The following is a 19451-nucleotide window of genomic DNA, read 5'->3' as shown; positions in this document are numbered from 1 at the left end:
ATGGTGACCACCCTACGCGGTCGGCCCCCGCTCCTAGCGCCAGGGCTCGGACACGGTCCGCAGCGTCGCGGCGGTGGCGACGGCGGCGGTGACGGCCTCGTGGCCCTTGTCCTCGGTGGATCCTTCGAGGCCGGCGCGGTCGAGCGCCTGCTGCTCGGTGTCGCAGGTCAGCACGCCGAAGCCGACCGGTACGCCGGTGTCCACCGACACCTGGGTCAGGCCCTGGGTGACGCCCTGGCAGACGTAGTCGAAGTGCGGGGTGCCGCCCTTGATGACCACGCCGAGGGCGACCACCGCGTCATAGCCGCGGCCGGCCAGCACCTTGGCGACGACCGGCAGCTCGAAGGCGCCGGGGACCCGCAGCAGGGTGGGCTCGTCGATGCCGAGCTCGGTCAGGGCGCGCAGTGCGCCGTCCACCAGGCCGTTCATGACCTGCTCGTGCCATTGCGCCGCGATGACGGCCACCCGCAGGTCGCCACAGTTCTTCACGGTCAGTTCGGGTGCGCCCTTGCCGCTCACGGTTCTCCTCTTACGGGTGGTGGTGCCGGTGCTGGTGTTACGGGTGGTGGTGCTGTCTCAGGGGTGGTGCCGAGTGGTGGCGTGTCCTGGGTGATGACGTGGTGCCGGTTGGCTACTGGTTGTCGCAGGTGGTGGCAGCGGGGGGTGCGGCGTCCGCCACTTTGGCCGCCCCCGTGGTGGCATCGGGGTCCAGCCACGGCAGATCGTGCCCCATCCTGTCCCGCTTGGTCCGCAGATAGCGCAGATTGTGCTCACCGGCCTTGACGGGCATCGGCTCCCGGCCGGTGACCCGCAGGCCGTACCGCACCAAGGCGGCGGTCTTCTCCGGGTTGTTCGTCATCAGGCGCAGCGAGCGCACCCCGAGGTCCTGGAGCATCTGCGCGCCCGCGGCGTAGTCCCGGGAATCGGCGGGCAGGCCCAGTTCGAGGTTGGCGTCGAGGGTGTCGCGGCCGCGCTCCTGGAGTTCGTAGGCGCGCAGCTTGGACAGCAGTCCGATGCCACGTCCCTCGTGGCCGCGGAGGTAGATCACCACGCCCCGGCCGGCCTCGGTGATCCGCTGCAGCGAGGCCGCCAGCTGGGGGCCGCAGTCGCAGCGCAGCGAGTGGAAGATGTCCCCGGTCAGGCACTCGGAGTGCACCCTGACCAGGACGTCCTCACCGTCGCCGAGCTCGCCCGCGACCAGCGCGATGTGCTCGACGCCGTCGACGGTGGAGCGGTAGCCGTAGGCGGTGAACTCGCCGTGGGCGGTGGGCAGCCGGGTGGTGGCCTCGCGGCGGACGGTGGGCTCGGACGTCTGCCGGTAGGCGATCAGGTCCTCGATGGAGATGATCGACAGTCCGTGCTTACGGGCGAACGGCACCAGTTCCGGCAGCCGCAGCATCGTGCCGTCCTCGCCCGCGATCTCCACGATGGCGGCGGCCGGGCGCAGTCCGGCCAGCCGGGCGAGGTCGACCCCGGCCTCGGTGTGGCCGTTGCGGACCAGCACCCCGCCGGGCCGGGCGCGCAGCGGGAAGATGTGGCCGGGCCGGACGAAGTCGCCGGCGACCGACTCGCCGGAGGCCAGCAGCCGCAGGGTGGTGGCGCGGTCGGCGGCGGAGATGCCGGTGGTCACGCCGTGCGCGGCGGTGGCGTCGACGGAGACGGTGAAGGCGGTCCGCATCGACTCGGTGTTGTGCGCGACCATCTGCGGGAGTTCCAGCCGGTCCAGCTCCGGGCCCTCCATGGGGGCGCAGATCAGTCCGCGGCACTCGCTCATCATGAAGGCGACGATCTCGGGCGTGGCCTTCTCCGCGGCGACCACCAGGTCGCCCTCGTTCTCGCGGTCCTCGTCGTCCACGACGACCACGGGGCGTCCTGCGGCGATATCGGCGATGGCCTGCTCGACCGGGTCGAGCGCCAGGGAAGCCTCGTCGTCGGCGTTCTCGGTGTCATACCAGCTCTTGAGGGCGGTCATGCCGCTGCTCCTTCCAGGACGGTGCGGCCGGCGGCGCGCGAGCGCAGCCACCAGTCGCGCATGCCCCACACGACGAGGGCGAGATAGACGACGTAGACGAGGCCGGAGAAGGCGAGGCCGCTGCTGAAGGCGAGCGGGACGCCGACGACGTCGACCAGCAGCCAGGCGCACCAGAACTCGACCAGTCCGCGGGCCTGGGCGACCATCGCGGCGAGCGTGCCGACGAAGATGTAGGCGTCCGGCCAGGGGTTCCAGGACAGCTGCGGGATCAGGGTGAACAGGGTGCCGACGGCCGCGGTGCCCAGGGCGGTGCCGCCCAGCAGCAGACCGCGCTCGCGCCAGTCGGCGAAACGTACGGCGATGGAGCCGTCCTGCGCCTGCTGCCGCCCGCGCTGCCACTGCCGCCAGCCCCACAACGCCACGCCGATGACCAGGAGTTGCTTGCCGACGCCACCGCTGAGGTGGGCGGAGGAGTAAGCGGCGACAAGGATCACGCCGGAGAGGAACTGGGCGGGCCAGGTCCAGATGGAGCGCCGCCAGCCGAGCGCCAGGGCGGCCAGACCGATGGTGTTGCCGATCATGTCCGACCAGATGACGTGCTGCCCGAAGGCGGTGAAGGCCACGCCGTTCAGCGAGTCGAGGGCGCTCACCGGTCCATCTCCTTGAGCTCGTCGAGATCCCTGAGGTCGCCGGTGCCCCGCCCCAGCAGCCGCTCGACGTACTTGGCGAGGACGTCGACCTCGAGGTTGACCGGGTCACCGGCCTTCTTGATGCCCAGGGTGGTCAGGGCGAGCGTGGTGGGGATGAGGCTGATGGTGAAGAAGTCGTCCCCGGCCTCCACCACGGTCAGGCTGACACCGTCGACGGTGATGGAGCCCTTCTCGACGACGTAACGGGACAGCGCGGCCGGCAGCGCGATCTTGACGATCTCCCAGTGCTCCGCCGGGGTGCGGTCGACGATGGTGCCGGTGCCGTCGACATGCCCCTGGACGAGGTGTCCGCCCAGCCGCCCGCCGAGCGCCATCGGGCGCTCCAGGTTGACCCGCGAACCGGCGGCCAGCGCGCCGAGGCTGGAGCGGTTCAGGGTCTCGGCCATCACATCGGCGGTGAACTCACCGTCCGCGGTGTCCACGACCGTCAGACAGACACCGTTGACGGCGATCGAGTCGCCGTGCTTGGCGTCCTCGGTGACGAGGGGGCCGCGGAGTCGGAAACGAGCGGAGCGACTGGGGGCACCCCCAGCGGTAGCTGGGGCAGCGTCACCGAGGTTGTCGACGGCGACGACCTCACCCAGTTCTTCGACGATTCCGGTGAACACGTCAGTTCTCCTCGTTCAGGGCGTGGCGGATGGGAGTGGCGGTGATGCGCAGGTCGGGTCCGAGCCGTTCGGTGTCGGTCACGTCGAGCCGCAACGCCTGGGCGATGGTGGTGATTCCGGCGTCGCCGACGGCGGCCGGTCCGGCGCCGAGCAGCACCGGGGCGAGGTAGCCGACGACCTTGTCGACGGCCTGGGCGGCGAGGAAGGCCCCGGCGAGCGTGGGTCCGCCTTCGAGCAGGACGGAGCGCACCTCGCGCTCGTACAGGGCCTGGAGCAGTGCGGGGATGGACAGTCCGCGTCCCGCCGAGGCGCGTGGGAGCCGGAGGATCGGGGCGAGGCCTTCGAGGTGGCCGGCGTCGGCGTCCTCGGCGACCGCGATGAGGGTGGGGGCGGTGCCGTCCAGGACGCGGGCACCGGCCTTGACGGCGGTGGCGCCGGAGTCGACGACGACCCGCAGCGGCTGGCTGATCTCGTCGTCGGCGAGTCCGCCGATCCGGGCGCCGAGCTGCGGGTCGTCGGCGCGGGCGGTACCGGAGCCGACGATGACGGCGTCCGCGGCGGCCCGCAGCCGGTGCACATCGGCGCGTGACCGGGGCGAGGAGATCCAGCGGCTGGTGCCGTCGGCGGCGGCGATCCGGCCGTCGAGGGTGGCGGCGTACTTCCACAGGACGAACGGGCGGCGGCGCAGGACCGAGGTCAGCCAGGCCTCGTTGCCGGCGGCGGCCTCGTCGGCGAGCAGTCCGCCCTCGACGTCGATGCCTGCGGCGGCCAGGGTGACGGCGCCGCCGGTGGCCGTCGGATTGGGGTCGGAGACGGCGTAGACGACGCGGGTGATCCCGGCGTCGATCAGCGCCTGGGCGCAGGGGCCGGTGCGACCGGTGTGGTTGCAGGGTTCGAGGGTGACCAGTGCGGTGCCGCCGCGGGCCCGCTCGCCCGCGGCACGCAGGGCATGGATCTCGGCGTGCGGCCCGCCGGCCCGCTGGTGCCAGCCCTCGCCGGCCGTGCGGCCGGCGGAGTCCAGGATGACGCAGCCGACAACCGGATTCGGGCTGGTGTGCCCGAGGCCGCGCGCGGCGAGCTCAATGGCTCGGCGCATCGCCGCGGTCTCGACGGGGGCTGCGGTGGCCACCGGGTCCTCCTGCCTCTCAGGGCACGGACTCCGGGGCTGTCTGGACGACAGAAAGCGGAACAACGCCACGGGGAACACCGCGGCCGGAAAGGAGAACCCGTCCGGAAAAAAACCGGACGCGCCGCCGACGGCGGTGTACCGAAGCTGGCCCGCCGCGCACTGCCTCCCATCCGGACTTTCACCGTCGGTGCAGGAATTTCACCTGCTCAACCGGCCGCTGGCTGCGGACGGGTCGCGGACTGTTACCGCCGGTTCGGAATTACACCGACCCCGGAGTGCGCTGCTTCTTATGTCAGTACAGCTTCAGTCTGCCACGGCCGGTAGTCGCCCATGCGGGCGAAGCGCTGTGGGCTGCCTCACAGCGCCCGGCGCGCCGCCTGTCACGGACGGCGCGGGTGATTCGTCATAGCGAAGGAGTACGCGTCCCTTCCCCCCTCCTCCTCGAAGGACTGATCCGCGATGGCGACAATTCTGGTGACCGGCGGCACGGGCACACTCGGGCGGGCCCTGGTCGGCCGGCTGCTCGACGACGGCCATGACGTCCGGTCGCTGAGCCGGCGGCCGCACACCGGCACGGCACACCCGCACCCGCGTTCGTACGCGGTCGACCTGCGGGACGGCACCGGCCTGCCCGAGGCGGTGACCGGCGTGGACGCGATCGTGCACTGCGCCTCGTCACCGGCGGGCGGGGACGCGGAGGCGGCCGGGCGGCTCGTCGCGGCGGCGAGGGCGGCGGGCGTGGCGCACCTGGTGTACATCTCGATCGTCGGCGTCGACCGGGTCCCGATCCGCTACTACCGCACCAAGCTCGCCGTGGAGCGCCTGATCGAGGACTCCGGTATCGGCTGGACGGTGCTGCGGACGACGCAGTTCCACAACCTCGTGCTCGACGTGATCAAGGCGGGCGCCCGGTCACCGGTGCTCCCGGTGCCCACGGGCGTACGGGTGCAGCCGGTCGAGGTGCAGGAAGTCGCCGCCCGGCTGGCCGAGTTGGCGGCCGGCGAACCGGCCGGACGGGTCACCGACATGGGCGGCCCCGAGGTGCTGGACGCCCGGGATCTCGTACGGGCCACACTGGAAGCGGGTGGGCGGCGCCGGCTGCTGATGCCGCTGTGGCTGCCGGGCGCGTCCGCCGCGGCGCTGCGCCGCGGCGGCAACCTCACCCCGGAGCACGCCGACGGTCTGCGGACCTACGCCGCATTCCTCGCGGAGCGTACGGAGGGCGGGGCGCATCGATGACGCGCCACCCGGGCCCGAAGCCCTCCGGAGCCCCCGGAGCCGCGCGCCGTGGCCGGCAGCGTGCGGGGCACGGCGCTCGACCGACGCCCTGACCCCGGGACCAGCAGCCCCTGTCCCTGCCCCTGCCCCTGCCCCTGCCCCTGCGAGACCAACGCACCACGGAGGCACGGCGGTTGGCGCGCACGCAGACGCCCCGTCGGCTCACCCCGCTGACGTGAACAGCTCGTTCTGTGCGGCCTCGCGCGCGGCGAGAACGGCGCCGCGCAGCACCGCGCGCCCCCCGACCTTCCCCGCGCGGACGTCGGTGCGCAGCGGGGAGAGCCGGGCCAGCTGCCCGGCGACCCGCCCGGCCAGCTCCTCTCCGCCGCCCCGGCCGATCCCCCCGCCGAGGACGACACACCCGGGGTCGAGCACGGCGCACACCGCCGCCACGCCGAGGGCGATCCGCGCGGCCAGTGCGTCCAGGAAGGCCGCGGCGGCGTCGCCGGAGGACACGGCGGACGGGGTGGACACGGCGGACACGGCAGCCCGTACGACGGCCTCGGCGGGCGGGGCATCCGCGTCGGCTTCGGCTTCGGCTTCGGCGGGCGGGGCGTCGGCGTCGGACAGGCGCGTACAGGCCGCCTTGGGCCCGGTGCCGGTCCCGGCCGGCAACAGGCCGTGTTCCGCGGCGAGTGCGCAGATCGCGGCGGAGCCCGCCAGGGAGTGGAAGCCGCCGTCGCAGCCGCTCGCCGAGGGCAGCGCGGCGGTGCCGGGGACCGGCAGAAAGCCGATCTCGCCGGTGCCGCCCGAGGCGCCCCGCCGCAGCGTGCCGTCCAGGACGACCGCGGCGCCGGTGCCATGGCCGAGCCAGAGCAGGACGAAGGTGTCGCGGTCGCGGGCGGCACCGTCCCGCTGCTCGGCGATGGCGGCGAGATTGACCTCGTTCTCCAGCAGGACGGAGCCGGCACGCCGTGCGCGCAGTGCGCCGACCAGGGCGATATGCCAGGACGGGATCCAGTCGGTGCCGCCGAGCCGCCCGGTGGCGGGGTCGACCAGGCCGGGGGCGCCGACGGCGATGGTGTGGGGGTGGTGTGCCCCCGCCGCGGCAAGCGTCTTGTCCACGACGGCGAGGGCGGTGGTCACGGCCGACTCGGGCGTGTCGTCGGCACCGACGGGGACGGTGCGCTCGTCGCGTACCTCACCGAGGAGGTCCGCGACGGCGACGGTGACGCTGTGCGTCCGCAGATCGAGGCCGACGAGATGCGCCCGGTCGGCGACGATTCCGTAGAGCCGTGCGTTGGGGCCGCGCCGCTGTGCGCCGCTCTCGCCGACCACGGCGATCAGCCCGGCCGCCTGGAGGCGTTCGACGAGGTCCGCCACGGTCGGCCGGGACAGACCGGTCAGCGCGGTGAGCTGACTAGCCGTCAAAGGTCCTTCGGAATGCAGGAGTTGCAGAGCCAGACGGTCGTTGATCAACCGTGCGGTGGACGGGGAGGCGGTGCGGCCGGCCGCGGCCGCGGGCGGTGTGTGCATGGCGTGAGTCTTCCCTCCGGTCGGGTCAACACCCTTATTATCAGGAAGGGTTCCTGATAATTTACGCCCCATGGCTGGCAACGGTGTCCCCCACGACGTCACCCCGCTCCCCCGCGATGCACTGTGTCGCGCCCGCCGCTCCGTGGCACTGGTGTTCCTCGTTCACGGCTCGGTCACCGGCAACTTCGCGACCCGCATCCCCTGGATCCAGGACCACACCGGCATCTCCCCGGGCCGGCTCGGCCTGGCGCTCGCCTTCCCCGCGATCGGCGCGTCCCTGGCGATGCCGCTGGCCGGCCGGATCAGCCACCGCTTCGGCGCCCGCACCGCGCTGCGCGGCCTGCTCGCCCTGTGGACCCTGTCACTGCTCCTGCCCGCCCTCTCCCCCAACCTGTACACCCTGTGCCCGGCACTGCTGCTGTACGGCGCCGCCGCCGGGACGTCGGACGTCGCGATGAACGCGCTGGGCGTGGAGACCGAGGACCGGCTCGGCAAACCGATCATGTCGGGGCTGCACGGCATGTGGAGTGCGGGCGCCCTGCTCGGCTCGGCGGCCGGCACCGTCGCCGCACACGCCGGGTGGGACGCCCGGCTCCATCTGGCCGGTGCGGCGCTCGTCCTGACCCTGCTCGGTGCGCTCGCCTGCCAGGGGGTACTGGATCTGCGCAGCGCCCCCGAGGAGCATCCGCCGCCGCGCTTCGCGCTGCCGCCGAGGTCGGCGCTGCTCATCGGGGCCATAGGGTTCTGCGCGGTCTTCGCGGAGGGCGCCGGGCTGGACTGGTCAGCGGTCTACCTCCGCGACGAACTGGGTACCGATGCGGGCCTGGCGGCCGCGTCGACCACCGCCTTCTCCTGCACCATGGCCGCCGCCCGACTGGCCGGGGACAAGGTGGTGGCCCGCTTCGGCCCGGTGCACACGGTGCGGGCCGGCGGGGTGCTGGCCGCGGCGGGCGGGCTGCTGATCATCGCGGCCCGGCATCCGGCCATGGCCATGGGCGGATTCGGCCTGATGGGCCTCGGGGTCGCGGTCGTGGTGCCGCTGGCCTTCGCGGCCGCCGCGCGCAGCGGTCCCGCGCCCAGCCAGGCGATCGCGGGTGTCGCCACGATCACCTACGCCTCCGGACTGATCGCCCCGTCCGCGATCGGCGGTATCGCCCAGGCGACCTCGCTGACGGCGTCGTTCACGCTGGTGACGGCGCTGGCGTGCGGGCTGGTACTGGGCGCGCGGGTCCTGCGGGTGCCGAGCCGTACGGCGTCCGGCAGGACCCGCGCGATGACCGGCGACCTGGAACGGTCGTGAGCCGGTCGCTCCAGGACGGAAGAGGGCTGCAGTCGTGAGCCCGGCAGCTCCCGGTCACCGGAGACTTCGGCCGTGAGCCCGGTCCGGATCGCCTACGGCTGCGATGGTGAGCCCTGCCGCTCCGGATCGCCGACGGGTCAGGCCGCGTCCGCCTCGGTGCTCGCGTCCGGCTCCTCCGGGCGGAGCAGCTGCGCCGCGACGGTCCGGGCGCGGTCGGACCAGGGGGTGGGGCGCAGTGTCTGCGCATCGACGCGGACCAGCACCCGGTGGCCGTGGGCGTAGGTCTCGCTGCCGTCGGCCGAGCAGAGCCGGAAGCCGTAGGTGAGGCCGGTGCGGCCGAGGCGGGCGACCCAGAGGTGTGCCGCATAGCGGCCGGGACGGGTGAGGGGGCGCTCGTAGGAGACCTGCATCTCCTTGATGACGTTGCACATATCGCCCGCGGCGGCCCAGTCGCCGTCAAAGCTGAAGCCCTGGCCGTGCCAGTACTCCGCCCAGGCGCGCTCGGCCAGCAGCGGGTAGCGGGAGTTGTGGAGCATGCCGAGCGCGTCGAGGTCGTCGAAGTGGACGGTGACGGGGACCAGTTCGCCGTAGGGAACGGTGGTGGTCTGCAGGGTTTCGACGCTCACGGGTGGTGCTCCTGGGGTCTGGGGGCGCCGGCCGGCGCTGGTGGTTGCGGAGGGTGCCGACGGTGCGGGTGGCATTCATATGACGAACCGAAGCCATCGTAAGCGGCCGCTTAGGATGCTCCGTCCGCCGGGAGGGAGCCCCGGCGGGCCGGGATCGGCGGATCGGCGGATCGGCGGATCCACTGGGGCACCATTTGTGGAACCGGACCGGCGGGCACCCTTTGTTACGGTCCCTGGATGGAGAGCTGGGGCGAGGGCACCGTACGCACCCGGATACGGGAGATGGCAGCGCAGGACGGGGAGCGGGCGCGCTTCGGGGCGGATGCGCACCGGTACGAGCTGGCGCCCGCGCTGCCGGAGGCGGAGATCAGGGCGTTCGAGGAAGCCCACGGGGTCGCCCTGCCGGCGGAGTACCGGTCCTTCGTCGCGGTGGTGGGCAACGGCCCCGCAGGCCCCGGTCACGGGCTGATGCCGTTGACCACCCCCCGGCCGGAGGCCGGCGACGAATGGGCCGTGGACGACGAGTGGGAAGAGGACCGGCTGCCGGGCCGGCTCGCCGCCCCGTTCCCCCTCACCGAACCCCTGCCCGGCCCGATCGGCGCATCGGCCGGCGACCTGACCCGGGGCACGCTGATGCTGGCCGAAGAGGGCTGCGGCATGTTCATCCGGCTGATCCTGACCGGCCCGCGAGCGGGCGAGATCTGGCGGATCGACCCGGACTGGGGCGGCTTCGTCCCGGTGAGCCCCGGCTTCCGCGACTGGTACACCGAGTGGCTGCGGAGTCCGTGACCGCGCCGCACGCCGTCCGGGGCCACGGCCTCGTCCGCTCGAACCGGCCCGGACCGGCGCGCGTTTCGCGCCGTGAGCCGGCCGGGCCCGGCGGGCGTCGGGGGTGCCCGCGTCGGGTCAGCCCTCTCCGTCCGTGGGCTCCGTGTACTCGCTGGTCCCGGCGTCGAGGAGGGGCGTGCGGGACCGGCCTGCCGCCCCGGAGAGCCAGCGCAGGGCGTGGTAGCCGGTGAGCACGGTGAGTGTCCCCAGGGCGATGCCGCTCAGTTCGAAGTGCTCGGTGAACTTCAACGAGACACCACCGATCGCGATGATGATCCCGGCCGCCGCGGGAATGAGGTTCAGCGGGACCGAGAAATCCACCTTGTTCCGCACCCAGATCTGGGCTCCCAACAGACCGATCATGCCGTAGAGGATGACGGTGATACCGCCCAGCACCCCGCCGGGAATCGCCGCCACCACCGCGCCGAACTTCGGGCACAGGCCGAAGAGCAGGGCGAAGCCGGCCGCCGCCCAGTAAGCCGCGGTGGAGTAGACCCTGGTGGCCGCCATCACGCCGATGTTCTCGGCGTAGGTCGTGGTGGCGGGGCCGCCCACCGCGGTCGACAGGACCGTTGCGGTGCCATCGGCGATGATGGCCACGCCCATCTTGTCCTCCAAGGGGTCACCGGTCATGGCACCGACCGCCTTGATGTGCCCGGCGTTCTCCGCGATCAGCGCGATGAGCACCGGCAGCGCGACGAGGACCGCGGAGGCCGAGAAGTTCGGTGCGTGGAACGTGGGAAGGCCGATCCAGTCGGCCTTGGCGACTCCCGAGAAGTCGATGCGCCAGTGGTCCGTGAGCTTGCCCGCACCGTTGACCGAGTGGATCTTTCCCGCGGTGCGGTCAAGGATCCAGGACAGCGCATAGCCGAAGACCAGGCCCAGGAAGATGGCGATCCGCGACCAGAAGCCCCGCAGCACGACGAGCGCGAGTCCGGTGAACAGCATCGTCGCCAGCGCCGTCCACTGGTCCTGCGGCCAGTACGTGGACGCCGTGACGGGGGCGAGGTTGAACCCGATCAGCATCACGACCGCGCCGGTCACCACCGGCGGGAGCACGGCATGGATCACCCGCGCCCCGACGGCATGGATGACGATGCCGCAGCCGGCCAGAGCGGCACCGACCACGAGCATCGCCCCCGTCAGCGTCCCGGCGTCGCCCCCCTGGCCCGCGATCACGGCGGACACGCCCACGAAGGAGAGCGAGGAGCCCAGGTAGCTGGGGATGCGCCCGCGGGTCATCACCAAGAACAGTGCGGTGGCCACACCCGACGCCATCAGGGCAAGGCTGGGGTCCAGACCCATCAGCACGGGGGCGACGAAACATGCCCCGATCATCGAGACGACATGCTGGGCGCCGAGCGCGATCGTCCGCCCCCACGTCAGGCGCTCCCCGGGCCTGACCACCTCGCCGGGCTTGAGATGCCGCCCGTCTCCATGCACTGTCCACCCGAAGCCGGCCATGATCACTCTCCACTCCGCGACGCCCTGCACGTCACAGAGCCGAGGTGATTCATAGTCGAACGACTGCTTCTGGACAAACTGAAGCCGCCGGGTACCCGTGGAGTCGCCGCACTGCATCCGAGGAATCTTCGGTCCGACGCGGTCCGACGCGACCTGACGCGACCTGACGCAGCCCGGCGGCGACCCGCGTCCACTCCCCGCGTCACAACGAGGCGCGCCGCGGGTTACCTCGTTCCGGTCAACGAGCGGGAGCCGGCCTCTCTATCCGTAACCGGGGTGTCACGCTGAGTGGATGACGACGACTCAGCGCTATGACATCCGTGGCAGGCCGGCCGCCCCGCTCACAGGACCCGCCGCCGGGCCGCCCGCCCGACCGGCGCCCGCGGCCGTGACGGATGTGGCGGACGTACTGGCCCGGATGCGGGCGCTGGCCGAGGCGCTGCCCGCCGAGGACGGGGTGGCCGTCTTCAACGGGGTCTACCTGGCGGTCACCGAGGCGGTGGCGCGGCAGATCGGGGACGGCGCGTTCCAGGACCCGGCGGCCGCGGGCGAGCTGGACGTGCGTTTCGCGCGGCGGTACTTCGACGCGGTGGACGCCACCGCCGCCGGACTGCGGCCACCGGCCTGCTGGCGTCCGCTCTTCCAGCTCCGCCGCCATCCGGGAGTGCACCCGCTGCAGTTCGCGATGGCCGGGATCAATGCCCACATCGGCCACGATCTGGCGCTGGCGGTGCTGGACACCTGCCGGGCGCTGGACTGCGAACCGGCCGTGCTGGAAAGCGACTTCGACCGGGTCGGCGGGGTGCTGACCGGCCTGGAGGAGCGGATCCGCGAGCAGCTGATGCCCGGTCCCGATGTGCTGGACGTGGCCGATCCGCTGACGCATCTGATCGGGTCGTGGAGCCTGGACAAGGCCAGGGACGGCGCCTGGGTGGCGGCCAGGGCGCTGTGGGGCGTACGCCGGCTGCCGGAGGTGGCCGAAGAGCTCACCGAGCGGCTGGACGCCGGGGTGGGCCTGGTCGGGCGGATGCTGCTGACTCCACTGCCCGGCTGATCCGGCCACCACCCCGGCCACCGTGTCGCGGCGTCTCCCCCGGACGCCTACGGGGACACCGTGTGCGACCGGCCCTGACGCCGGCCCCGGCCCCGGCCCCGAAGGTGCCTAGTCCTCGGGCAGTTCGACCGGCGCGATCTCGTCGTAGACATCTCCCGGGCCCGGGTTCGTGGCATCGGTCGCACCGCCGAAGTGGTGCATCACGCCCCACACCGCGTTCAGTGCGGTCTGCACCGCACCCTCGGCCCAGCCCGCGGTCCAGGAGATGTCGTCGCCCGCGAGGAACAGGCCCCGCTTGTCCACGGGGAGCCGGTCCTGCATGAAGTGGGTGAACAGGCGGCGCTGGTAGCGGTAGTGGCCGGGGAGGTTCGCCTTGAAGGCGCCCATGAAGTAGGGCTCGTTCTCCCACGACACGGTGACCGGGTTGCCGATGAGGTGCTTGCGGATATCCACCTTCGGATAGATCTCCGACAGGGACTTCAGCATGACCTCCATCCGCTCGTTCGCGTCCAGCGGCAGCCACTTGAGGCTGTCGTCGCACCAGGTGTAGGAGAGGCAGATGACCGCGGGCTCGTCCGGCCCGTTGTCGAGCAGATAGGTGCCGCGGGTCATCCGGTCCGTCAGCGTCATCGACATGACGTCCCGGCCGGTGTCCTCGTCCTTGTCGAGCCAGAACGGCCGGTCGACGGGTACGAAGAGCTTGCTGGACTCCATGTAGTGGGTGCGCTCCATCGCCGTCCAGTGGTCGATGGGGAACAGCGAGTCGTCGCAGTCGATCTTGCTCAGCAGCATCCAGGACTGCGCGGTGAAGACGGCGGCCTGGTAGGTGCGGATGTCGCCGTCGGCGTCGGTCACCGTGATGTGGTTGCCGGCGGTGCGGTTCAGACGGGTCACCGCGGGCCGCGGCGTCCCGTCGTGCAGCGACGACAGCGAGGTGCCCGGCGCCCAGTGCACGATCTTCGCGGGCTCGCGCTCCCACAGGCGCAGCGGCAGCTGCTGGCTGCCGCCGACGATGCCGCGGTGGTGGTCGTCGGCCTCGGTGTAGACGACCCGCAGGATCTCCAGGATGGAGTTGGGGAAGTCGGTGTCCCAGCCGCCGGTGCCGAAGCCGACCTGGCCGAAGATCTCCCGGTGGCGGAAGGACTTGAAGGCCGTCGAGTCGCAGAGGTAGCCGTAGAAGGTCTGGTTGTCGAGCTTCTCGACGAGTCGGGACCAGATCTCGCGGATGCGCGGGACATCGCGCTCGCGGATCGCCTGGTTCATGTCGGAGAAGTCCGCGCCCTCTTCCAGGCAGGCGTTCCAGGCGTCCATCACCTGGTGGTAGACCTCGGGGAGGTCGTCGACCGTACGCGCGTAGTGGGACTCGCCCTTGAGGTCGACGACGGTCGAGGGAGTGTCCGGCGCCAGCGGGTTGGGGAACGGCGTGGTCGCGAGGCCCACCAGGTCGATGTAGTGCTGGAGCGCCGTCGAGGACGGCGGGAAGCGCATCGCGCCCATCTCGGCGGTCAGGCCCGCGGCGTCGGCCGGGGTGCCGTCGAAGCCGATGGTCCGCAGCCGGCCGCCTATCTGATCCGCCTCGTAGACGACAGGCTTGAGGCCCATCTTCATCAGCTCGTAGGCGGTGATGATGCCGGAGAGGCCGCCGCCGATGACCGCGACCTCCTTGCCGTGCTCGGTGGCGGGGATCTGGCCGAGGCCCGCCGGGTGGGCGAGGAAGTCGTCGTAGGCGTACGGGAAGTCCGGGCCGAACATGGTGATCGGCGGCTGGGCATCCGCGTGGTGGGCGGCGGTGGGCACCGTGGACGTCATCGGGGGCGGGCTCCTTGCAGACGGGGCACAGCAGGCAGGGCGGCACGGGCCGGGTGGTCCGGCCCACGGCGGACAGGGGGGTCGGCCTGCGGCGGATCAGAGGGGGGTCGGGCGGGTCGGATCAGGGGTGGAGCGAGACCGGATCAGGTCAGCGGGCCGTACAGCTCCGGCCGGCGGTCGTGCAGATACGGGTTGTCCGCCCGGGACTGCTTCAGGAAGGCGGGGTCGACCTCGGCCCGTACCAGCTGCTCGGTGCGGCCGGCGCGGGTACGGACGACACCGTCCGGGCCGGCCAGGCAGCTGAGGCCGACGAACTCGAACTCGCCCTCCGCGCCGACCCGGTTGACGTACGCGAGGTACATCTGGTTCTCGAAGGCGCGGACCGGGATGACGGACTCGGCGACGAACTGGAAGGGGTGCATCTGCGCGGTGGGCACCAGCAGCAGATCGGTGCCGGCCAGCGCATGGGCCCGGACGTTCTCCGGGAACTCCACGTCGTAGCAGATCAGCAGGCCGATCCTCAGGCCGGCCAGCTCGGCCTGGACGACGGCGTGCTCTCCCGGGGTGAACCATTCGTGCTCGAAGCAGCCGAAGAGATGCGTCTTGCGGTAGTTCGCCAGGCGCCTGCCGTCGGGCCCGATGAGCTGCGCCGAGTTGTACACCGCGGCGCTGTCGGTCTCGTCCTGCGCGGCGCGCTCGGGATAGCCGTAGAGCACCGCGATGCCGTGCTCGGCGGCGATCTTCCCGATGGCCCGGGCGCTGTCGCCGTCGGCACTCTCGGCGAGGCGGTGGACGTCGGCGCCGATGGCGTAGCCGGTGAGGAACAGCTCGGGGCAGGCGAGCAGTCCGGCGTCGGTCGCCGCCGCCTCGCGGGCCGCGCCGTCGAGGACCCGCAGATTGTGCGCGACATCGCCGGGCCGGCCCGAACTCTGGAGCAGGGCGGTGTGCAGCGACGTCATGGGACCCCTCGGCGCGGACGGTGCGGGTGGACGCATTGACGGTACGGGCCGCCGACGAGGCGGGACAAGGAGTCACCGTTGCGCGCCGAGGGATGATTCGTTGCGCGTTCAAGGGACTGTTCGAAGATTCGTTGCGCGCCAGGCGTCAGGGGGCGGCAGGCCCGTGCACACCCGGGCATCCGGTGCGGGTCGGCCGCGCTCCGGTGGCCGCCGGGCCCTCAGGGTGCGCACGAGGGGGCCGCCCGCGGACCGTCGAGCCGCCGATCCGGGCATTGACCAGGCCGACCGCGTCGGTGTCCCGGACCATCAGCAGCGAGGCGGCGAAGGTCGGGACGGCGGCGATCACCGTGCGCCGCAGCCCGCGTCCGGCGAGCGGGGAGGAGGCGTACGGGACGGCCCTCAGCCCGGCGCCCCTGAGCTGTAGCGCCGCAGCAGCGGCGAGAGCACCAGGACGGATTTGGTCCGCTCGACGAACGGTTCGCCCGCGATGCGCTCCAGCACCCGCTCGAAGTGCCGCATGTCGGAGGCGAAGACCTGGACGACGGCGTCCGCCTCACCGGTGACGGTGGAGGCGGACGCCACTTCCGGGTAGCGCGACAGGCCGCGGTGGATCGCCTCGGGCGAGGTGTTGCGGCGGCAGTAGATCTCGATGAACCCCTCGGTCTCCCAGCCCAGCGCGGCCGGATCGACCCGTACGGTGAAGCCGGTGATCGCGCCGTCGGCCCGCAGCCGGTCCACCCGGCGCTTGACGGCCGGCGCGGACAGCCCGACCTCCTGGCCGATGTCGGCATAGCTGCGGCGGGCGTCCTCGGCGAGGGCGTGGACGATGCGTTCGTCGAGTTCGTTCAGTCGCACTGCGGGTGGATCACTTCTCTGCGGTGGCCAATCGGGAGCGGCGCAAGCCGTAACCGAAGTAGACCACAAGGCCCACGACCATCCAGACACCGAAGACCACCCAGGTCACAGCGCCGAGGCTGCCCATCATGTAGAGGCACAGCAGAAAACCGATCGCCGGGAAGAGCGGCGAGAGCGGGGTCCGGAAGCTGCGCGGCATATCGGGGCGGGTGCGGCGCAGCACGATCACCGCGATATTGACCAGCGCGAAGGCGAACAGCGTGCCGATGCTGGTGGCGTCGGCCAGCTGGCCCAGCGGCACCGCGGCGGCGAGGATGCCACAGAACAGCGAGACGATCACGGTGTTGGCCCGCGGCGCACCGCTCTTCGGGTGCACCTTGGCGAACACCTTGGGCACCAGCCCGTCCCGGGACATCGCGAAGAGGATGCGGGTCTGGCCGTAGAGCACGGTCAGCACGACGCTGGCGATGGCGATGACCGCGCCGAAGGCGAGCAGCACGGCCCAGAAGCTCTGGCCGGAGACGTCCTTCATGATCCCGGCGAGCGCGGCCTCCGAGCCCTTGAACTTCTGCCAGGGCATCGCGCCCACGGCGATGGCCGCGACCAGGCAGTACAGCGCGGTGACGATCACCAGCGAGAGCATGATGGCGCGCGGCATGTCGCGCTGCGGGTTCTTGGCCTCCTCACCGGCGGTGGAGGCGGCGTCGAAGCCGATGTACGAGAAGAACAGGGTGGCGCCGGCCGCGCTGACACCCGCCATGCCCATCGGCATGAAGTTCGCGTAGTTGCCCGACTTCACGCCCTGCACGGCGACGCCGCAGAACAGCAGCAGGGCGACGATCTTGACGATGACCATGATCGTGTTGGCGCGGGCGCTCTCCTTGGCCCCGCCCAGCAGGAACACCATCGCCAGCAGCACGACCAGCAGGGCCGGCAGGTTGAAGACACCGCCGTCACCGGGCGGCTGGGACAGCGCGTCCGGGATGGTGACCCCCAGCGTGCCGTCCAGCAGCTCGTTCAGGTACTGGCCCCAGCCCACGGCGACGGCCGCGACCGAGACGCCGTACTCCAGGATCAGGCACCAGCCGCAGACCCAGGCGACCAGCTCACCGAGGGTGGCGTAGGCGTAGGAGTACGAGGATCCGGAGACCGGGATGGTGCCGGCCAGCTCCGCGTAGGACAGCGCGGAGAACAGGGCGGTGATACCGGCGATGACGAAGGAGAGGATGACCGCGGGCCCGGCGTCCGGGACGGCCTCGCCGAGGACCACGAAGATGCCGGTGCCGAGCGTGGCGCCGATGCTGATCATGGTCAGCTGCCACATGCCCATCGAGCGGCGGAGCGTGCCCCCCTCGCCCTTGCCGCCCTCGGCGACCAGCCGCTCTACGGGCTTGCGCCGCATCAACCGGGTGCCGAGGCCTCCGGAGGACTGCGGTGGGGGCCCTGCGGGTGGGGCTGCGCCGTGCTCCAACACTGGGGTGGCTCCTTTATCGCTGCCGATCAGATGAGATACGGGGGACGGCGACCGGCAGCGGTCGGTACACGGGCATGCCGAAGCAACCCGCAGCAGGAGACCGCCGAGCAGACGGACTCCGTCACTCCACGTACAGCGCATGACCTTACGGCCCGCCGCTGACCTGCCGTAATGCAGGTTCCTTGCGCAACGGCGACTGATCGTTGCGCACCGGTACGCCGGGCGGCCGTTCGTTGCGCGCCGGTGTTCGATCGTACGGGCTCCGAGGGGGTGCGGCGGAACGGGGGCCCGGCTTCCGGATAGCCGAACGGCCCCGCACCGAGTCGGTGCGGGGCCGGTGAGCGGCGGTGCCGGGACGGGGAGACACCCCCTTACGTCCCGTGGCGGGTCAGTTCCAGCTGTCGTGCAGCGGCTTGCCCTCGGCGTAGCCGGCGGCGCTCTGCACGCCGACCACGGCCTTGTCGGCGAACTCCGCCAGGGAGCCGGCGCCCGCGTAGGTGCAGGAGCTGCGGACCCCCGCGATGATCGAGTCGATCAGGTCCTCGACGCCGGGGCGCGCCTGGTCGACGAACATCCGCGAGGTGGAGATGCCCTCCTCGAAGAGTGCCTTGCGGGCCCGGTCGTAGGCCGACTCGTCGCTCGTACGGTTGCGCACGGCACGCGCGGAGGCCATCCCGAAGCTCTCCTTGTACGGCCGGCCGTCGGCGGTGTGCTGGAGGTCACCGGGCGATTCGAGGGTGCCGGCGAACCAGGAGCCGATCATGACGTTGGAGGCGCCCGCGGCCAGCGCCATCGCGACATCGCGGGGGTGGCGCACCCCGCCGTCGGCCCAGACGTGCTTGCCGAACTTCTTGGCCTCGGCGGCGCACTCCAGGACCGCGGAGAACTGCGGCCGGCCGACGCCGGTCATCATCCGGGTGGTGCACATCGCACCCGGTCCGACGCCGACCTTGATGATGTCCGCACCGGCCTCGATCAGGTCGCGGACGCCCTCGGCGGCGACGATGTTGCCCGCCACGATCGGGACCTGCGGGTCCAGCCCGCGGACGGCCCGGACCGCGGTGATCATCGACTCCTGGTGGCCGTGCGCGGTGTCCACGACGAGGGTGTCCACACCGGCGTCCAGCAGCGCCTTGGCCCGGCCTGCCACATCGCCGTTGATGCCGACGGCGGCCGCGATCCGCAGCTTGCCGTTGGCGTCCGTGGCGGGGGTGTACAGAGTGGCGCGGAGGGCGCCCTTGCGGGTGAGGATGCCGATCAGCATGCCGTCCGCGTCGACGGCGGGCGCGAGCTTGCGGTTGGCGGCGTCCAGGCGGTTGAAGGCCTCCCGCGGGTCGATGTCCGCGTCCAGCACGAGCAGGTCCCTGGACATGACCTCGGCCACCTGGGTGAAGCGGTCCACCCCGGCCAGGTCGTGCTCGGTGACGACGCCGATCGGGCGGCCGCCCTCGACGACGATGCCCGCGCCGTGCGCCCGCTTGGGCAGCAGCGCGAGGGCGTCGGCGACGGTCGCGACCGGGGACAGCACGATCGGGGTGTCCAGGACCAGATGGCGGCGCTTGATCCAGGTCACCACGTCGGTGACGACATCGAGCGGGATGTCCTGCGGAATGACGACCAGACCACCACGGCGGGCAACGGTCTCGGCCATCCGGCGGCCGGCGATCGCCGTCATGTTGGCGACCACGAGAGGAATGGTGGTACCGGTCCCGTCATGGGCGGACAGGTCCACTCCCTGACGGGAGCCCACGGCGGAGCGGCCGGGCACCATGAACACATCGTCGTAGGTCAGGTCGTAGGGCACCGAAGAACTCTCTTCAAGCGCGCCGTTCTTCGGATTCAGGAATCGCATACGGCCAGGATACGGGCCCTGACCAGGGCTCATGTGATAATCCGAGGCTTTCCCCGG

18 protein-coding genes and 1 riboswitch are annotated in these 19451 nt (G+C 71.9%); of the genes, 4 read left to right on the top strand and 14 right to left on the bottom strand.

Translation table 11 applies throughout. The features are described 5' to 3' along the window. Positions 1-33 precede the first annotated feature (33 nt). The 5 genes from ribH to ribD all read right to left on the bottom strand — a co-directional run bounded on the left by ribH (position 34) and on the right by ribD (position 4419). On the bottom strand, positions 34-519 hold the full coding sequence (gene ribH, locus D9V36_RS35645; protein ID WP_086720683.1) for a 6,7-dimethyl-8-ribityllumazine synthase: 486 nt from the start codon (positions 517-519) through the stop codon (positions 34-36). Positions 520-631: 112 nt separating this feature from the next. Next, the gene (locus tag D9V36_RS35640; RefSeq protein ID WP_129297402.1) at positions 632-1972 is read right to left on the bottom strand and encodes a bifunctional 3,4-dihydroxy-2-butanone-4-phosphate synthase/GTP cyclohydrolase II; all 1341 of its coding nucleotides are present in this window, start codon (positions 1970-1972) and stop codon (positions 632-634) included. Beyond that, positions 1969-2622, bottom strand: a complete 654-nt coding sequence (locus tag D9V36_RS35635) for a nicotinamide mononucleotide transporter family protein (protein ID WP_129297401.1) — start codon at positions 2620-2622, stop codon at positions 1969-1971. Before D9V36_RS35635 ends, D9V36_RS35640 begins: the two co-directional genes overlap by 4 nt. Beyond that, the gene (locus D9V36_RS35630; protein WP_129297400.1) at positions 2619-3290 is read right to left on the bottom strand and encodes a riboflavin synthase; all 672 of its coding nucleotides are present in this window, start codon (positions 3288-3290) and stop codon (positions 2619-2621) included. The genes D9V36_RS35635 and D9V36_RS35630 overlap by 4 nt, the downstream gene beginning before the upstream one ends. A 1-nt stretch (position 3291) precedes the next feature. Further along, on the bottom strand, positions 3292-4419 hold the full coding sequence (gene ribD, locus D9V36_RS35625) for a bifunctional diaminohydroxyphosphoribosylaminopyrimidine deaminase/5-amino-6-(5-phosphoribosylamino)uracil reductase RibD (RefSeq protein ID WP_241721158.1): 1128 nt from the start codon (positions 4417-4419) through the stop codon (positions 3292-3294). Between the two features lie 152 nt (positions 4420-4571). Beyond that, a riboswitch (FMN riboswitch) is annotated at positions 4572-4702 on the bottom strand. Positions 4703-4878: 176 nt separating this feature from the next. Between ribD and D9V36_RS35620 the strand changes: the two genes are divergently transcribed. After that, on the top strand, positions 4879-5658 hold the full coding sequence (locus D9V36_RS35620; RefSeq protein WP_129297399.1) for an SDR family oxidoreductase: 780 nt from the start codon (positions 4879-4881) through the stop codon (positions 5656-5658). A 201-nt stretch (positions 5659-5859) separates the two neighbouring features. Here the strand turns inward: D9V36_RS35620 and D9V36_RS35615 are convergent, their stop codons facing one another. After that, positions 5860-7173, bottom strand: coding sequence for an ROK family transcriptional regulator (locus D9V36_RS35615; RefSeq protein ID WP_129297398.1), 1314 nt, complete (start codon positions 7171-7173; stop codon positions 5860-5862). Between the two features lie 70 nt (positions 7174-7243). Between D9V36_RS35615 and D9V36_RS35610 the strand changes: the two genes are divergently transcribed. Beyond that, a complete protein-coding gene (locus tag D9V36_RS35610) occupies positions 7244-8473 on the top strand; it encodes an MFS transporter (RefSeq protein ID WP_129297397.1) in 1230 nt (409 codons plus the stop codon). A gap of 137 nt (positions 8474-8610) precedes the next feature. Here the strand turns inward: D9V36_RS35610 and D9V36_RS35605 are convergent, their stop codons facing one another. After that, positions 8611-9099: an acyl-CoA thioesterase gene (locus D9V36_RS35605; protein WP_241721157.1), complete on the bottom strand. Its 489-nt coding sequence runs from the start codon at positions 9097-9099 to the stop codon at positions 8611-8613. Positions 9100-9336: 237 nt separating this feature from the next. Here D9V36_RS35605 and D9V36_RS35600 point away from each other — a divergent pair, with 237 nt between their 5' ends. Next, positions 9337-9888 carry an SMI1/KNR4 family protein gene (locus tag D9V36_RS35600; RefSeq protein WP_129297395.1) on the top strand — a complete coding sequence of 184 codons (552 nt, stop codon included), beginning with the start codon at positions 9337-9339 and terminating at the stop codon, positions 9886-9888. Positions 9889-10005: 117 nt separating this feature from the next. Here the strand turns inward: D9V36_RS35600 and D9V36_RS35595 are convergent, their stop codons facing one another. Next, positions 10006-11391, bottom strand: a complete 1386-nt coding sequence (locus D9V36_RS35595) for a uracil-xanthine permease family protein (RefSeq protein ID WP_129297394.1) — start codon at positions 11389-11391, stop codon at positions 10006-10008. A 292-nt stretch (positions 11392-11683) separates the two neighbouring features. Here D9V36_RS35595 and D9V36_RS35590 point away from each other — a divergent pair, with 292 nt between their 5' ends. Further along, positions 11684-12445, top strand: coding sequence for a DUF5995 family protein (locus tag D9V36_RS35590; RefSeq protein WP_277753531.1), 762 nt, complete (start codon positions 11684-11686; stop codon positions 12443-12445). Positions 12446-12553: 108 nt separating this feature from the next. On the opposite strand, the gene D9V36_RS35585 is transcribed toward D9V36_RS35590, so the two are convergent. The 6 genes from D9V36_RS35585 to D9V36_RS35560 all read right to left on the bottom strand — a co-directional run bounded on the left by D9V36_RS35585 (position 12554) and on the right by D9V36_RS35560 (position 19394). Then, entirely contained in the window at positions 12554-14254 is a 1701-nt protein-coding gene (locus D9V36_RS35585; protein ID WP_129297393.1) for a flavin monoamine oxidase family protein, read from the bottom strand. Between the two features lie 143 nt (positions 14255-14397). Then, complete coding sequence (locus tag D9V36_RS35580) at positions 14398-15213, bottom strand: carbon-nitrogen hydrolase family protein (protein WP_129297392.1); 816 nt, start codon at positions 15211-15213, stop codon at positions 14398-14400. Positions 15214-15358: 145 nt separating this feature from the next. Continuing rightward, the gene (locus D9V36_RS35575) at positions 15359-15559 is read right to left on the bottom strand and encodes a hypothetical protein (protein ID WP_129297391.1); all 201 of its coding nucleotides are present in this window, start codon (positions 15557-15559) and stop codon (positions 15359-15361) included. A gap of 53 nt (positions 15560-15612) precedes the next feature. Beyond that, complete coding sequence (locus D9V36_RS35570; RefSeq protein WP_129297390.1) at positions 15613-16068, bottom strand: Lrp/AsnC family transcriptional regulator; 456 nt, start codon at positions 16066-16068, stop codon at positions 15613-15615. Between the two features lie 10 nt (positions 16069-16078). Next, a complete protein-coding gene (locus D9V36_RS35565; protein WP_129297389.1) occupies positions 16079-17542 on the bottom strand; it encodes an amino acid permease in 1464 nt (487 codons plus the stop codon). 388 nt (positions 17543-17930) lie between these two features. Next, positions 17931-19394, bottom strand: coding sequence for a GuaB1 family IMP dehydrogenase-related protein (locus tag D9V36_RS35560; protein ID WP_129297388.1), 1464 nt, complete (start codon positions 19392-19394; stop codon positions 17931-17933). Between the last annotated feature and the right edge of the window lie 57 nt (positions 19395-19451).

This window comes from Streptomyces lydicus (assembly GCF_004125265.1).
GTDB lineage: Bacteria > Actinomycetota > Actinomycetes > Streptomycetales > Streptomycetaceae > Streptomyces > Streptomyces lydicus_C.
The sequence above is the reverse complement of the archived record's forward strand: the minus strand, read 5'-3'. Positions and strand labels throughout refer to the sequence as shown.